The organism is Lentzea indica (assembly GCF_012184385.1).
Classification (GTDB): Bacteria; Actinomycetota; Actinomycetes; order Mycobacteriales; family Pseudonocardiaceae; genus Lentzea; species Lentzea indica.
This window is the reverse complement of sequence record NZ_VSRL01000210.1, coordinates 1-15,462: the sequence shown is the minus strand read 5'-3', so window position 1 is coordinate 15,462 and position 15,462 is coordinate 1. Positions and strand designations below refer to the sequence as shown.

The following is a 15,462-nucleotide window of genomic DNA, read 5'->3' as shown; positions in this document are numbered from 1 at the left end:
CCCCGGCAGTGGCGCCGGCGAAGGCGTCGGCCGCCCGCCAGACGGCCAGGTAGGTCTCCTGCAGCACCTCGGCGACGATCTGGTCGTCCGAGCACCGCCTGCGCAGCCGCACCGTCAGCCACGGCGAGGTGCGGCGGTACAGCTCCTCGAACGCGCCGCGATCACCCCGTGCGACTCGGCGCACGAGCTGCTCCTCGTCGAGGTCGGCCGGCTCACCCCGGATGGCTCTCACATTCCACAAGACGTCGAGATCGCGGATCAGGTTCTCGCGCCGCTGTGGCGCGCGTCACTTTGCTGGCGGGAGGCGCGCCGGATCATCCCGGTCCGAACCTCGAGCTCGTCCACGCCGAGAGCAGCCGCCGCTGGCAGGGAGATCTCAGTCGTCGTGCTGGAGCGTATCCGGGAGACCTCACACGATCTTGACGTTAGGAGTCATCCGGGACAGGCAAGCAGCACGGTGAAACGAGAACCTTCGCCTGGCGCCGTCCTGAGCTCGACGCGACCGCCGTGGGCCTCCAGGATCGCGGCGGTGATGGCCAGGCCCAGCCCGGTGCCGCCGCGCCGTGCGGGACCGGGCGTCGTCGACCCGGTAGAACCGGTCGAAGATGTTCGGCGCGGCCTCCAGTGGCACGCCAGGCCCTTCGTCGATCACCTCCAGCACGACGCGGGCGCGCGGTGCCAGGCTCCCCGCCACGGCTACCGGAGGTTCTGGCCGTTCGGCGGACATGCCCACGCGGACGTGCACTGGCGTGCTCGGCGGGGTGTGGGCCATGGCGTTGCTGACGAGGTTCGTGATCACCTGACGCATCCGGTGTTCGTCCACCGTGACCCGCAGCGGTTTCCCGGCGCTTTCCAGGATCAGTGGCCGCTCCGGGTCACGGACCCTGGCGTCGTGCACGGCGTCCTCGACGAGCGTGCGGATGTCCAGCTCGGTCAGGTCCAGCGTGCGTTCCTGGTCCAGCCGGGCCAGCAACAGCATGTCGTCCACCAGTCTGCCCATCCGGATCGCCTCGTCCTCGATCCGGCCCATCAGTCTGTCCACATCGGACCGTTCCGGCGCGCCACCGTGGCGGTGCAACTCGGCGAAGCCGCGGATCGACGTCAGCGGGGTGCGCAGTTCGTGCGAGGCGTCCGCGGCGAACCTGCGCAGCCGTGCCTCGGACCGTTCCCGTTGGCGCAGTGCGGAGGAAAGCCTGCCGACCATGGTGTTCAGCGCGCCACCGAGCCGGCCGACCTCGGTACGTGGATCCGACGCGACCCGCAGGTCGAGGCGGCCGCCCGCGATGTCCTCCGCGGTCTTCTCGATCCTGGTCAACGGCCGCAGTCCCAGCTGTACCAACAGGAACCCGGCCACGCCGAGGGCGAGCAGCAAGGCGATCCCGATCCCGGCCTCGATCCGGATCAGCCGCGTCACGGTCGCCTCGGTGGTCTCGGTCGACTGCGCGGCCACGATGATCCGCGGCCCGTCCGGCAACATCCACTGCGACACCATGATGCGCCAGTCGGCGCCGCCCTTCTTGTCTCCGACGGTGAACAGCCGTCCGTCGTACTGGTCGACAGTGGTCGAGTTGATCACCGGCAGCACCGGTCCGGCCACGGTGGCCGGGACGGACAGCTCCAGCGTCCCGTCATCGCGGAGCACCAGGAGCGCGAAGTCCGTTGGCAGACCGTTGGACTCGCGCTGAAAGTTCTCCGGCGACGGCGACCCTCCCGGTTGGCCGTCGATCCTTTGCACGAACTCCCTGAGCTGGTCGTCCATCCTCGCGACCATCGACTCGCGCAGCAGCACCACGCTCGCGATCCCGATGGTGCCCAGGCCGGCGGTGGCCAGCACCAGCAACGCCACGACCAGGCGCGCCCGCAGGGTCCACGGCCTGCGCCACCGGTTCATCGCTCGTCCCTGGGCGACCGCAGGGTGTAGCCGACGCCCCGGATGGTGTGGATCAGCGGCGGTCCCGCCGAGTCGATCTTGCGGCGCAGGTAGCTGATGTACGACTCGACGATCCGGCCGTCCCCGCCGTAGTCGTAGTTCCACACCCGGTCGAGGATCTGCGACTTGCTGACCACCCGTTCGGCGTTGTCCATCAGGTACCGCAACAGGTTGAACTCCGTGGGCGACAGCTGGACCAGCCGGCCGGCCCGGTGGACCTCGTGGGCGTCCTCGTCGAGCTCGAGATCGGCGTACCGGACGGTGCCGTCGTCCCGTGGGCCGACACTGCCGCCGCCCGTGCGCCGGAGGATCGCCCGCAGCCGCAGCACCACTTCCTCGAGGCTGAACGGCTTGGTCACGTAGTCGTCGCCGCCGGCCGTCAGGCCCGCGATCCGGTCTTCCAGGGCGTCCCGTGCGGTCAGGAAGAGCACCGGCAGCCGGTCGTGCACCGCGCGGAGGCTGCAGGCGAGGCTGAAGCCGTCGGCGTCGGGCAGCATCACGTCCAGGATCACGATGTCCGGCCGGACGCGTCGGACCGCGGCCAGCGCCCCGGCTCCGCAGTTCGCCGCGTGCACGGCGAACCCGCTGAGCCGGAGCGCTGCCGACAACAGCTCCAGGATGTTCGGTTCGTCGTCCACCACGAGGACAGTCGCCTCACCACGCTGCTGATCCACCTGATCAGCGTCGAGCACGAACCTGGGAACTTCCTGGGAACCTGCTGTGAGTCATCGGAGCGTGCACTCGTGCAGCGTCTGGCCCTGGCCACCCCCGTCGCCCATGTCGCCCTGGCCGCTCTGGTCGTTCTGGCTGCTCTGGTCGTCTGGGTCGCCCTGGTCGTCCGGGCCGCCTTCACCGCCCTCGCCGCCCACGGTGAGCACGGGCTTGCAGTTCTGCTCGACCCACCTGGACCGCTCGGTGACGCTGTTGTCGTCGCGCATCCCGCCGCCGGTCAGCACGAACCGCAGCTTGCCCGCACGCACCCACGCGGACAGTTGGTCCGTGGAGGGCGCCGGATCGCCTCCGTCGAACCCGCCCATTCCGACGACGGTCTCGCCGGTGGCGACGATGTACGCCTTCGCGGCCTGGGAGCCGCCCTCGACCGCCAGCACGATCTCGGCTCCTGAGGAGTGCGACTTGGCGTGGTCCAGGATCTTCCGCTGGTCCGCGGTCAACTCCCCGCTGTCCCAGCCGACAGGCAGCTCGTCCTGCACCGGCCCCGCGGCCGGCAGGCTCGCGGTGGCCGTGGTGGAGACCGCGCCGGCACCCGACCACACGGCAGGTGCCAGCAGCAGCGCGACGAGCCCGAGCACGAGTCCCGCCCGCGGAACCTTGCGCAGCGCCAAAGCCACGATCGCGACCAGCGCGACGATCACCACCGCGTACCGCAGCCAGCCGTGCCACGAGGTGTTGCGGGAGATGAGCACCCACGCCCACGCCGCGGTCACCGCGACGCACGCGGGCAGCACGAACCAGCCCCGTCCCTCCTGCTCCCGGTACTTCCGCCAGGCCCACACCGCGCCCGCACCGACGATCGCTCCGATCGCGGGCGCCATGACGGCGGTGTAGTACGGGTGGAAAACGCCCTTCTGGTAGCTGAACACGAGGACGTTCACCACGAGCCAGCCACCCCACAGCACCCAGCCCGCGCGCTCGGCGGGGCTCACCGGATCGGACCGGCGCCACCGCAGGAAACCGAGCACCGCCGCCACCACCAGCGCGATCAGCGCCACCGGAAGCAGCCAGCTGATCTGCCCGCCGACCGCCTCGCCGAACATCCGGCCGGAACCGGGCGCGCCGCCGAAACTGCTGCCGCCTCCGCCCGGCAGGTTCGCCGCGCCGCCGTTGCCGGTCTTGTCACCGCCGAACACGCGGCCGAGCCCGTTGTAGCCCAGCACCAGGTCCAGGGCCGTGCCGTCGGTGCTGCCGCCCACGTACGGCTTCCGGCCGGGCCACAGGCCGACCGCCGCGACCCACCACAGCGAGCTGGCCAGCACCACCACGGCCGCACCGGCCAGGTCGAGCACCTTGCGGCGCCAAGGTGCCTTGCTGCCGGCCAGGTATGCGGCGAAGAAGGCGGGAATGACAACGTATGCGGCCGCCATCTTCGCCAGGAAGCCGCAGCCGATCAGGAACGCCGCGAACAACAGCCACTTCGTCCTCCTGCCCGGCTCCACCGCTTTGATCGCGCGGGTGAAGGCGTAGGCCGCCGCGACGAGCGTGAGGACGAGCATGGTGTCGGTGTTGTTCGTGCGGGTGATCATCACGCTGATCGGCGTGAGGGTGAAGACCAGCGCGGCGATCAGCGCGGCGTTCTCTCCCGCCCACATCCGGACCGCCCGGTGCAGCAGGAAGATCGCCGCCACGCCCGCGATCACCTGTGGCAGCAGCACGGACCAGGTGTGGAAGCCGAAGATCTTCACGGAGATCACCTGCGGCCACAACGCCAGCGGCGGCTTGTCCACCGTGATCACACCGGCCGGGTCGAACGAGCCGAACAGGAAGTTGGTGAAGTTCAACGACATCGACTTGACCGCGGCTGTGTAGTACGTGTTGCCCCAGCTGCCGGTCCACAACACCCAGCCGTACAGCACCGTGCCCAGCGCGAGGATCGCGATGAGCGCGTACCGCCGCCAGTGCGGGGAATGCTGCGGTGTGGTCACTTGTTTCCCTTTCCCTGTTTGAAAACCCAGCCACGCAGCAGGACGAACCTGCCGGCCGTGCCGAGCACCGACGCGCCGAGCAGCACGACCAGTTCGAGGAGTCGCGAAGGTTCGGCCACTGTCCAGTGCAGGACCAGCAGCGCGGACGACGTGAACGCGTAGTAGAGGCCGAAGACGATGAGCCCCTGCATGTGCACCCGGCCGGACGAGCCACGGGGGCCGAGGAACGTGAACCGCCGGTTGGCCTCGGTGTTGAGCATCGTGGTGATCACGAGCGCCAGCAGGTTGGCCGTCAACGGGTGCATCGACGGCCGGAAGAACGCGTAGAGCAGCAGAGTGGCCATTGTGGACAAGACGCCGATCGCCGCGAACGACAACAGTTGCCAGACCAGGCCGGTGTCCCGTCTGGACAGCACCGCGTCCGGGTGGGTCGAGGTGGGATCCGGCCGCCTCGGCAGGCCGGCGACTCTGGCCGTTCCGACGGCTTTCGCCCTCGCCACCCGGACCAGGCCGCGAACGTCCTCGAGCGCGGTCGAGGAGATCCTGACCCTGGTGTCGGCGTCCTCCACCCAGTCGACCGGCACCTCGTGCACCCGCAGCCCGTTGTGCTCGGCCAGCAACAGCAGTTCGGTGTCGAAGAACCAGTTGTCGTCCTCGATGTGGTCGAGCAGCGGGCGGATCACGTCTGTGCGCGCGGCTTTGAACCCGCACTGGGCGTCGGAGAACTTCGCGCCGTGGCTGAGCCGGATGATCGCGTTGTAGCAACGGGAGATCAACTCGCGCTTCGGGCCGCGTACGGTACGCGAGCCAGGGGCCAGCCGGGAGCCGATCGAGACGTCCGAGTGGCCGTTGACCAACGGAGCGACCAGCGGCAGCAACGCGTTCAACCCGGTCGACAGGTCGACGTCCATGTAGGCCACCACGTCGGCGTCGCTCCACTGCCACGCGGTGCGCAGGGCGCGGCCACGCCCTTTCTCGTCCAGATGCAGCACGCGGACCTGATCCGACGCCTCGGCCAGTTCGCCGGCGACGGCCAGGGTGGCGTCGGTGCTCGCGTTGTCGACGATGGTGATGGTCCACTCGAACGGGAACTGTTCGTCCAAATAGGACTTGAGGATGTCCACGCAGCCGGGCAGCGCGCGTTCCTCGTTGTACACCGGGATCACGACGTCGACCGTGGCGGTCTTGGTCGCACCGGTCAGGTTCGGCGAGGTGCCGGAGGCCGGGATGCCAGTCATGACTCAGGTATGACAGGCGAAACCGCAAGCAGCCTGGGCGGAACCTCAAAGGAACCTGGGAGTCCGCGGTACTCACGGTTCACCCACGAAGCTTCCAGGTAACTCTCACAAACGCTGGCTACGTTCGCGGCGTGTCAACAGCAGCGGAAGCCGTCGGCATCGACGAGAACCGGAAGCGCACGTTCAGCCGAGCGGGACTGGTGGCCGCGGTCGTCGTGGTCGCGGTCGCGGCCAGGGTCGCCATGTTCGGCTACGAGTCCTCCGACTACGAGTTCTTCATCAAAGAGTGGTACGAGTTCATCTCCACGCACGGTGGATTCGGCGCCCTCAGGTACGACTTCGCGGACTACAACGTCCCTTATCTGTACCTGATCACCGTGCTGACCTACCTGCCGATACCCGCACTCGTCGGCATCAAGATCATCTCAGTGGTGTTCGACCTGGCGCTGGCGTACTTCACCTACCGCATCGTCGCGCTGCGCCACAGCGGCAACCCGATACCGTCCCTGGCCGCCCTCATCGTGTTGTTCCTCCCCACCGTGGCCACCAACAGCGGGCTGTGGGGACAGGCCGACTCCATCTACGCCGTGTTCGGCCTTGGCGGCGTGTACTTCGTTCTGCGCAGGCGGCCGTGGCTGGCCGGCGTTTTCTTCGGTCTGTCGCTGGCCTTCAAGCTGCAGGCGGTCTTCCTGTTCCCGCTGCTTCTGGTGCTGGTGCTGAAGAAGTGGATGCCGTGGCGGGCGCTGCTGGCCGTGCCCGGAGTTGTCCTGCTGCTGGACGTCCCTGCGCTGCTGGCCGGAGCGCCCGTGGGGCAACTGCTGTCGGTGTACGTGCGGCAGACGAACGCGTATCCGGCGCTGTCCCTGAACGCGCCGTCGATCTACCAGTTCCTCCCGGCAGGCGCCGACGCCGCGGTGATCCGGCCCATCGGTGTCGCGGTGACCGGACTGGTGATCCTCGGGCTGTGCACCGGCGTACTGCTCAGCCGAGTGCAGCTGACGAACCCGAAGATCGTGCTGATGGGAGCGGCTTCGGCTGTCCTGGTGCCGTTTCTCCTGCCGTCGATGCACGAACGCTACTTCTACCTGGCCGAAGTGCTCACCGTGATCGCCGCGTGCTACCTGCCGCGCCGCCTCTGGTACGTGCCCGTCCTCGTCCAGGTGGCCTCGTTCCTCGCCTATCTCCACGTGCTGTTCCCGCCGGCGGACTCGACGCCTTTCGGGGAGCCGCCAGGAGGGACGGGCGACAGCCGGCCTCTGCCCGGCGACACCGGTCTTCCCACACCTGACGGACAACCAGTACCCGAGTCCGCAATGGACCAGATGTCGACCCAGTTCGCGCCCACGTGGGAGTTCCGGATCCTCGCCGGGCTCATGGCGATCGCGGTCGTATCCGTCCTGTGGGCGATGTTCCGCGAGTTCCGACGAGACTCAGAAGGAGTCAGCCGATGATCGTGGCAGCCGCCGACGAGCTGGGAGGTCTCGCCGGCCTCGCGGTGGATCTCATGAACAGTCTGGGTGGACCGGGCGCGGCCCTGCTGGTCGGCCTCGACAACATCTTCCCGCCGGTGCCGAGCGAACTGGTGCTGCCACTGGCCGGTTTCTCCGCGAGCCAGGGCACCATGAGCCTGTTCATGGCGCTGTTCTGGACCACCCTCGGCTCCGTTGTCGGTGCCCTGCTGACCTACTGGCTGGGAGCGTGGCTCGGCCGCGACCGGGTCCGCGCACTGATCGCTCGCACGCCGCTGATGAAACCGTCCGACTTCGACCGCACCGAGAAGTGGTTCCTCAGGCACGGCACGAAGGCGGTGTTCTTCGGCCGGATGGTGCCACTGTTCCGCAGCCTCATCTCCTTACCCGCTGGCGTGGAACGCATGCCGATGCGGCAGTTCCTGCCGCTGACCGCGCTGGGCAGCCTGATCTGGAACTCGGTCTTCGTCGTGGCCGGCTACCAGCTGGGCGCCAACTGGCGGCTCGTCGACGGTTACGCGGGCATTCTCCAGAACGTCGTCATCGCCGCGGTGGCCATCGCGATCGTGTTGTTCGTTATGGTCCGGGTGCGCGACCGCGTCAGGCGCAGTGGTCCGCGGTGAACCGCCAAGTGCCTGACCCGACGGAATATGGTTGTGTGCGCTTGTCTCCTGGCAGCTTGATGGCGCCTGTTGTGGCGCGGACGTGTGCGGTGCCGAACAGGGGCACGGACACCGTGGCGACGGCGTTGACCGGGACGATCACCGTGAGATCGAACGTGCAGGGCCTGCTGACCCATGACGACCTCACGGTGCCGCGAACCGTGTCGATCGACGCGGACAGGCGGGTGAGTCCGGCGGGGACCTGCGGAGCGATCGTGATCGACGCGTAGCCCGGTGAGGCCGGGGTGATGCCGCCGAGCCGGGTGTACAAGGTCGCGTTGATGCCGGCGAACATGGCGTGATCGTGAGTTTCCATGTTGGACTCGTAGGTCCACTGTTCCCAGGGCGTGGTGGCCCCGCGACTGATCTGGTAGCCGAATCCCGGATAGGTCGTCTGGCCGAGGATGGTCCTGGCCACGTCGATGCGGCCGGCCACGGCGAGCGCGTCGAGCAGGTAGCGCGTGCCGAAGATGCCGGTGTCCAGGTGCCCGTTGTCCTTGCCCAGGATCGTCTCGGCGAGGCGGGCACCGACGGCCGGGATCCGGTCGTCGGGGACCATGCCGAACGCCAGCGGAAGGATGCTGGTGGTCTGCCGCCCGCTGCCGTAGAAGGACCCTGTGGCGTCGAGGAAACGAGCGTTGAACGCTCGCGCGATCGACGACGACAGCTGCCGGAAGTGTGCGGCGTCCTCCTGCAGGCCAAGTGCCGCAGCCGCTTTGGCGACGTCAGAGGTTTGGCGGTAGGACAGCGCGGTGTTGACCAGTGATCGTTCGCTGAAACACTGGCCTGTGGTCGGGCTTCCCTGGCCGTTGCCGGCGTCCGGACCGTGGACCGGTGGGCACCAATCGCCGAATCCGCGGTCGTCCGGCCAGATGAGGTCCGGGTGGGTGGCCGCGTTGGCGTCGGCGAAGGACTTCATCGCGGGATAGTCCCTGGCGAGCAACGACTTGTCGCCGTACTGCTCGTACAGCGACCACGCCAGCGAGACCGAACCGCCGCCCATGTCGGGCTGCTGCGCGTTGTGGGCATCGTTGGGCAGCGCGGTTCCCGGCGGCAGGTCCAGCAGGTACTTGGCGTAGAAGCGTTCCATGCCGAACTCACGGATGGCTGCGGCGTGGTACGCCTGGACGTCCATGCCGGGAGGGGTGCGCTCGTCCCGGACGGGGGTGTCCGTGGGCAGGCTCATCGAGTTGTTCAGCATCGCCCACCGGTTGTTGCGCCAGATTCGGTTCAGCAGCGGGTCGGAGCTGTGGATGGTGCCCGTGGACGCGACGTCCGCGCGAGTGACCTGGGCAGTCACGCTGTCCAGATTCGGCGTTCCCGGGTAGCCGGTGACCTCGAGGTAGCGGAAACCGTGGTAGGTGAAGCGCGGCTCGTAGGTCTGCGCGCCCACAGAACCATCCAAAGTGTACGAGTCCGTGGCCGCCGCGTTCCGGTTCGTCGTCGTGTCCAGCAGTCCGTCCGCGCGAAGCTCTTCGGCTGTCCGCATGCGCACCGTCGTGCCGGCCGGTCCGGTGACTCGCAGCTTCGGCCACCCGGCGATGTTCTGGCCGAAGTCGTAGACGTGCACTCCGGGACGTGGCTGGGTGAGCGCCGTGGCCTTGAGCGTCTGCACCACACGGATCGGCGGCGCGTCGTTCGCGGTCAACACTGGGCTCGGGGCGGTCGTGGTGCGCACGGAGTGCCACCGGGAGTCGTCGAATCCCGGCCTGTCCCAGCCTTGTTGGCGCAGGCGGGCGTCGTAGCTCTCGCCGCCGTAGATGTCGTTGCTGGTAATGGGACCGTCCGACCACCGCCACGAACCATCGGTGGTGATCGTCGTGCGAGTGCCGTCGGCGAACGTCACGGCCAGCAGCACGATCGCCTGTTTCGTGCCCAGCCACCGGAAGCCGTACGGGTTGAACCGCTGGCCGTAGCCGTTGCCGAGCCACACACCCGCCGCGTTGGAGCCTTGCCGGAGCAGTGGGGTGACGTCGTAGGTGTCGTGGAGATTCCGTTTCTCATAGGGAGTGCTGGCGGGTGTCAGGACGTGGTCGCCGACCTTGCCGCCGTTGAGGTGCAGTTCGTAGAACCCGAGGCCGTAGACGTGCGCGCGGGCGCTGACCACCGGTCGGTCGAGGACGAACTCCTTGCGCAGCAACGGTGCGTCGGGCTCGGCCGCGAGCAGTGTCGGGTCGCGCGCGGCTCCAGACGGCCGTCGGTGATCGGCACGCCGGGGAACCGCGGATCGGGCGAGGCCGAGAAGTCGTCGGAGAACAGGACTTTTCCGGCCAGATCGCGTACGACGAGGTTGTCGTACTGAGCGATCTCGGGGACTCCCTGGCTGACCGATGACCGGAACCCGATCGTGCCCTGGCCCGGCATGTCCACGCTGCGGACGTCGACCTGGACTTCGTCGATCCAGGTGGTGATCGTGTCGGCTTGAGCCCGGATCCGGACGCGGTGGGGCGCGGCCACGTTGGACGGCGTCAGCACCGGGCTCAGATCCACCTCGCCGAGCAGCGAGTAGGAGCCTCGGGTCCTGGTGTGCGGCCGTAACAGCACCTTGCCGGGCGTGGTCACCGCGTTGATCTGCCACATGGCGAACGTGTCGGAATCCTTGGCGCGGAACAGAATGCTCGCGGCCCCGGACTTGATCGTCACGTCGGCCTCCACCGTGAGGTCCTGCCAGGTGTAGGCGTTTCCGGTGTCAGGAGTGACCCACTGTGCGCCCGCCCACCCGGCCGCCCCGAACAGGCCCGTCTCCCACCACGCCGTCCGCGCCGGGCTGGAGGGCCGTCCGTTCACGTCCCAGGTCTGAACAGTCCAGTAGTACCGGTGCGCGGGCATCAACTTCGGTCCGCCGTAAGGAATCGCGACCGAGTCGGCACTCGAGACCTTGCCGCTGTCCCACACGTCGGCACGTCTGCCGGCCAGGATCTCCGGCCTGCTCGCGACGAGGACACGATAGGCGGTCTGCCGGTCGCCTCGCTTGCCGGAGCGCAGCCGCCAGCTCAGGGCCGGGCGGGGATCGTCCACGGCCAGCGGGTTGGCGGTGTTTCCGACTCGCAGGTCGTGGACGGTGAGTCCGCTGGCGGCGAAGGCCGGCGTGAGCGCTGTCACCGGCAGTATCAGCAACTGGCAGAACACGAGAATGATCACAAGCCGGGCGGGTTTCGGGCAGCGTTGACCGAACATGCGTGCTCCGCTCTCGCGTAGGCGGAAACCTGTGTTGTGCCTTGCTTCGCCGGGCGCCCCCGGCCGCGATTGAAACGATTCAATCGGTCACGCTAGCGAGGTGGTCCATACCAGCGCAACGGCCATGTGGCCGATCGAGCCGGCTTTAACCATCAATTAGGTTGATACCATCGGGTACGGCATCCGCGATCGCCCTGACTGCTCGGTGATCGCGAGGTCATGTCCGTACGCATTGGCTTTGTCGTTGTGAGGCCAAGACTTCGAGGAGATTGCCGCTATGCCCTTGTTTCGACTGCCGGACGGACGCGACCTGGAGTACGAGATCTCCGGGCCGAGCACGGGACCTGCCGTGGTGTTCCATCACGGCATGCCGGGATCCGCGGTTCCGATGCCGACGGTGCTGGACTCGATCACCGAGCGAGGGTTCCGGGTGGTCACCTACTCACGGGCCGGGTACGGCGGCTCCGGTCCGGCACCTGGCCGATCTGTGGCCGATGCCGCGGCGGACTGCGTTTCTCTCCTCGCACACCTCGGCATCGCCAGGTACTTGACCGTCGGCTGGTCCACCGGCGGACCACACGCGCTGGCCCAGGCGGCACTTGCGCCGGACAGCGTCACCGGCGTCCTGAGCGTCGCCTCGTTCGCTCCGTTCGACGCTCCTGGTCTCGACTTCGTCGAGGGCATGGGCGCGCAGAACGTCGCACAGTTCGGCATTGCGGGACAAGGCGAAGCGGCGGTGCGCGGGCTCGTCGCGCAGATGGCCGCCGCGGTCAGGGACAACAGTCCTGCCGATGTCGTCGCCGGGCTGGCCTCACTGTTCTCGCCGGTGGACGCGGAGGTTCTTGAGGGCCGTTTCGGTGTCGAAAACGCGGCGAACATGGATTACGCGTTGGCCACTGGAGACGAGGGATGGGTGGAGGACCTGGTGGCCTTGACCAGTCCCTGGGGCGTCGACGTCACCGCGATCAAGGCCCAGGTCGAGCTGTGGCACGGTGCCGAGGATCGAATGGTCCCGCTGTCGCACGGACAGTGGCTGGCCGAGCACCTCCCTGCCGTGGCCCCGCATCTCGAAGCTGAGCACGGCCACGTCTCCATCGCGATCGGCAGCCTGGGGGACAAGCTCGACGCCCTCACGAAAGAGAAGTGACCTGCGCCCCGCCGTCCGTGAGGGAAAGCATCAATCGCGAGTCTCACGTTGGACTGCCGCCCGGACCGCAAGCGGGTGTGGGAGGTGCCTGGCTACGACCCGAACATCGCGAGGACCTCTTGATGATCTTCATGAGGGGGCCTTCATCAACGTCGCGGGCAGCACCTGGGGCGGTGATCGTTTCGAGCTGCGGACGGATCAAGGGTGCTACACCACGTGAGCTCACGGCACTCAACTGTTTTCGTTGCTGAAGTACGGCGAAGCTACTGTTTGAGTGTCATATGGCCTGTTTTGCTACGAAAACCTTGACTTGCGAGGGGGTCTGGCCAATGATTCGGCAATCCCAGCCTGGGTGACCTCAGACACATCGGAAAGGGCGCGCGCCATGACCCGAACCGCCTCCCCGGACGACAACAGTGCCTCGGCGGGACAGCTCAAACGCGGTGTTCTCGGCACAGGCGGCCTCGTCTTCATGGTCGTGGCGGCCGCCGCCCCGCTCACCGTCATGGCCGGCGTCGCACCGCTGGGGCTCATGATCGGTGGTGTCGGGGCGCCGCTCGCCTACCTCGCCGCCGGTGCGGTGCTGATCATCTTCGCGGTCGCGTTCACCCGCATGACCAGGTACGTCAGGGGTGGGGGCGCGTTCTACGCCTACATCGCGAAGGGGCTCGGCCGCGGCTGGGGGCTCGCGGCCGCGCTGCTGGCACTGGTCGCGTACAACACGCTGCAGATCGGGGTCTACGGCCTGTTCGCCGCGCAGACGGGGGCGACGCTGGCCGACGTCTTCGGGGTGAACGTCCCGTGGCCCGCCATCGCGCTCGTGGCCCTCGGCCTGGTGCTGGTGATCGGCTGGATGGGCATCGACGTCGGTGCGAAGGTGCTCGGCGTCCTGCTGGTGCTCGAGTCGGGCATCCTCGTGCTGCTGGCCGCCGGCATCCTCACGCGCGGTGGTGCGTCCGGTGTCGACCTGGCGTCCTTCAGCCCGTCCGCGGCTTTCACCCCCGGCATGGGTGGTGTGCTCGCCTTCGCCTTCGCCGCGTTCATGGGCTTCGAGTCCACCGCCCTCTACCGCCGGGAAACCCGCGACCCGGAACGCACCATCCCCCGCGCGACGTACTTCGCCGTCGGGTTCATGGCGCTGTTCTACAGCTTCATCGTCTGGACGGTGGTGATCGGGTTCGGCAGTGACAAGGTCGTCGGCGCGGCCTCCGAGAACGTCGCCGGGCTGTTTTTCGCGGCCACCGAGACCTACGTCGGGCCGTGGGCGGCCACGCTGATGCGCGTTCTCGTGATCTCCAGCGTCTACGCCTCGCAGATCGCGTTCCACAATGCCATCACCCGCTACACCCACTCCCTCGCCCAGGACGGCGTGCTGCCCGCCTGGATCGGCAGGGTCCATCCGCGCTACGGGTCGCCGTACCGGGCCAGCGTCGTGCAGACGGTCCTCGCGATGGTCGTGATCATCGGATTCGCGCTCGCCGGCGCCGACCCGGTCACCGGTCTCCTGCTGTGGGTGAACACGCCGGGTGTCATCGGCATCGTGGTGTTGCAGGCGCTCACCGCGGTCTCGTGCGCGGTGTACTTCCTGCGGCGCAACCGGGTGGCGAGCACACCGGCGGCGCTGACCGCGGCGGTCACGTCCGCCGTGCTGCTGGCCGTGGCGACCTACGTCCTGATCAGCAACGTCGGATTGCTCACCAACGCGCCGGCGGGTGTCAACGTCGTGCTGGTCGCCATCGTCCCAGCGACTCTGCTGGTGGGCGGTGTGTTCGCCGTCTGGCTGCGCAGCCGGCGGCCGGAGACCTATGCGCGCGTCGGTGAGGGTGCGGAACTCCCGACCACCCAGGAGGTGGCCGCGTGAACGCGGACCTCGTGCTGTGCGCCGACACGGTGCACACGCTGACCGTCGGCGCTCGCCCGGTGGAGGCGGTCGCGGTGAGCGGCGGAGTGATCAGCGCGGTCGGGACCAGGCGTGACGTGCGGGACTGGCGCGGTTCCGGCACCGAGGTCGTCGACCTCGGCCGGGCCGTGCTGACGCCGGGCCTGGTCGACGGCCACTTCCACCCGGTGGCGGGGCTGAGCCTGGCCGCGGACGTCGACCTGTCCGGTGTGCGCCACCCGGAGGAGGTCCACCGGCTGCTCGCCGAGGCTGCCGCGACCCGCGCCCCCGACGCCTGGGTACAGGCGTGGGGACTTGACCCGAACGTGTTCGGCGGCAGGCCGCTGGTGAGCGGCCTGATCGAGGACGCGGTGGGGGGCAGGCCCGCCTTCGTCAGGCTCTTCGACGCGCACTCGGCGCTCGCGACCCCGGCCGCGCTGCGCATCGCCGGGGTGGCCGGGCCCAGGGAGTTCGACCAGCGCTCGACGGTGGTCTGCGACGAGGACGGACGCCCGACCGGCCTGCTGCACGAGTCGGCGGCGATGCAGCTGGTGCTCGACCACGTCCCGGTGGAGCCGGTCGCGTACCGTGCGGGGAGGCTGCACGTGCTGCTCGCCGAGATGGCCGCCACCGGGCTCACCGGCGGCCACGTCATGGACCTGCTCGGCGACAGCCAGGACGTCCTCGCCGCCGCCGAGGATCTGGGTGACCTGCCGCTGCGACTGCGGTTCGCGCCCTGGTGCGATCCCGGCGTGGACGCCGACGGCATCGCCGAACTGATCGCGCTGCAGGGCCGCGGCGGCCGTCGCTGGCAGGTCGGCGCGGTCAAGTTCATGCTCGACGGCACGATCGACAACGGCACCGCCTGGCTGGAGACGCCCGACGCACTGGGGGAGTCGACGGCCGCCTTCTGGCCCGACGTCCACGACTACACGTCGGCCCTGCGCAAGCTTGCCGCCGCCGGCGTCCCGACCGCCACCCACGCCATCGGCGACGCCGCCGTGCGCCACGTCCTGCACGCCCTCGACGGTCTTGATCGGTCCGCTTCCACGCCGCACCGCATCGAGCACATCGAGACAATGCCGAGCGCGCTGATCGGCCGGTTCCGGCGGCAGGGCGTGGTGGCGAGCATGCAACCCACGCACTGCAGCCACTTCACCAAGGCCGACCACACCGACAACTGGTCGGTGCGGCTCGGAACCGAGCGGGCCGCCCGCGCCTGGCGCTGCCGCGACCTGCGCGACGCCGGAGTCCCCGTCGTCCTCGGCTCGGACTGGCCGGTCGCACCGTTCGACGCCCG

At 68.6% G+C, this 15,462-nt stretch carries 12 protein-coding genes; 5 read left to right on the top strand and 7 right to left on the bottom strand.

The genetic code is table 11. The features are described from left to right. From FXN61_RS37170 to FXN61_RS37150, 5 genes are all read right to left on the bottom strand, one after another. On the bottom strand, nt 1-223 hold a 223-nt coding region (locus FXN61_RS37170; protein WP_312878286.1), incomplete at its 3' end, for an RNA polymerase sigma factor. A gap of 186 nt (nt 224-409) precedes the next feature. Next, nucleotides 410-1,891, bottom strand: coding sequence for a sensor histidine kinase (locus FXN61_RS57020; RefSeq protein ID WP_188135892.1), 1,482 nt, complete (start codon nt 1,889-1,891; stop codon nt 410-412). After that, nucleotides 1,888-2,604: a response regulator transcription factor gene (locus tag FXN61_RS37160; RefSeq protein WP_167978618.1), complete on the bottom strand. Its 717-nt coding sequence runs from the start codon at nt 2,602-2,604 to the stop codon at nt 1,888-1,890. The genes FXN61_RS57020 and FXN61_RS37160 overlap by 4 nt, the downstream gene beginning before the upstream one ends. Nucleotides 2,605-2,655: 51 nt before the next feature. Further along, the gene (locus FXN61_RS51085; RefSeq protein WP_312878285.1) at nt 2,656-4,590 is read right to left on the bottom strand and encodes an ArnT family glycosyltransferase; all 1,935 of its coding nucleotides are present in this window, start codon (nt 4,588-4,590) and stop codon (nt 2,656-2,658) included. Further along, nucleotides 4,587-5,828 carry a bifunctional glycosyltransferase family 2/GtrA family protein gene (locus tag FXN61_RS37150; protein ID WP_167978617.1) on the bottom strand — a complete coding sequence of 414 codons (1,242 nt, stop codon included), beginning with the start codon at nt 5,826-5,828 and terminating at the stop codon, nt 4,587-4,589. The genes FXN61_RS51085 and FXN61_RS37150 overlap by 4 nt, the downstream gene beginning before the upstream one ends. Nucleotides 5,829-5,959: 131 nt before the next feature. Here FXN61_RS37150 and FXN61_RS37145 point away from each other — a divergent pair, with 131 nt between their 5' ends. Continuing rightward, nucleotides 5,960-7,279 (top strand): putative hexosyltransferase, encoded by a 1,320-nt coding sequence (locus FXN61_RS37145; protein WP_167978616.1) that lies wholly within the window; start codon nt 5,960-5,962, stop codon nt 7,277-7,279. Beyond that, nucleotides 7,276-7,920: a DedA family protein gene (locus FXN61_RS37140; protein WP_167978615.1), complete on the top strand. Its 645-nt coding sequence runs from the start codon at nt 7,276-7,278 to the stop codon at nt 7,918-7,920. The genes FXN61_RS37145 and FXN61_RS37140 overlap by 4 nt, the downstream gene beginning before the upstream one ends. Here the strand turns inward: FXN61_RS37140 and FXN61_RS37135 are convergent. Continuing rightward, nucleotides 7,898-10,099, bottom strand: a complete 2,202-nt coding sequence (locus tag FXN61_RS37135; protein WP_246292467.1) for a family 78 glycoside hydrolase catalytic domain — start codon at nt 10,097-10,099, stop codon at nt 7,898-7,900. The two genes, FXN61_RS37140 and FXN61_RS37135, sit on opposite strands and share 23 nt — an antisense overlap. Then, a complete protein-coding gene (locus tag FXN61_RS53310) occupies nt 9,982-11,136 on the bottom strand; it encodes a glycoside hydrolase family 78 protein (RefSeq protein ID WP_246292466.1) in 1,155 nt (384 codons plus the stop codon). The genes FXN61_RS37135 and FXN61_RS53310 overlap by 118 nt, the downstream gene beginning before the upstream one ends. 277 nt (nt 11,137-11,413) lie before the next feature. Here FXN61_RS53310 and FXN61_RS37130 point away from each other — a divergent pair, with 277 nt between their 5' ends. From FXN61_RS37130 to FXN61_RS37120, 3 genes are all read left to right on the top strand, one after another. Then, nucleotides 11,414-12,283: an alpha/beta fold hydrolase gene (locus FXN61_RS37130; RefSeq protein WP_167978614.1), complete on the top strand. Its 870-nt coding sequence runs from the start codon at nt 11,414-11,416 to the stop codon at nt 12,281-12,283. Nucleotides 12,284-12,668: 385 nt separating this feature from the next. Further along, a complete protein-coding gene (locus FXN61_RS37125; RefSeq protein WP_167978613.1) occupies nt 12,669-14,144 on the top strand; it encodes an APC family permease in 1,476 nt (491 codons plus the stop codon). Continuing rightward, nucleotides 14,141-15,462, top strand: a 1,322-nt coding sequence (locus FXN61_RS37120) for an amidohydrolase (protein ID WP_167978612.1), incomplete at its 3' end; no start/stop codon positions are given. The genes FXN61_RS37125 and FXN61_RS37120, both read left to right, overlap by 4 nt.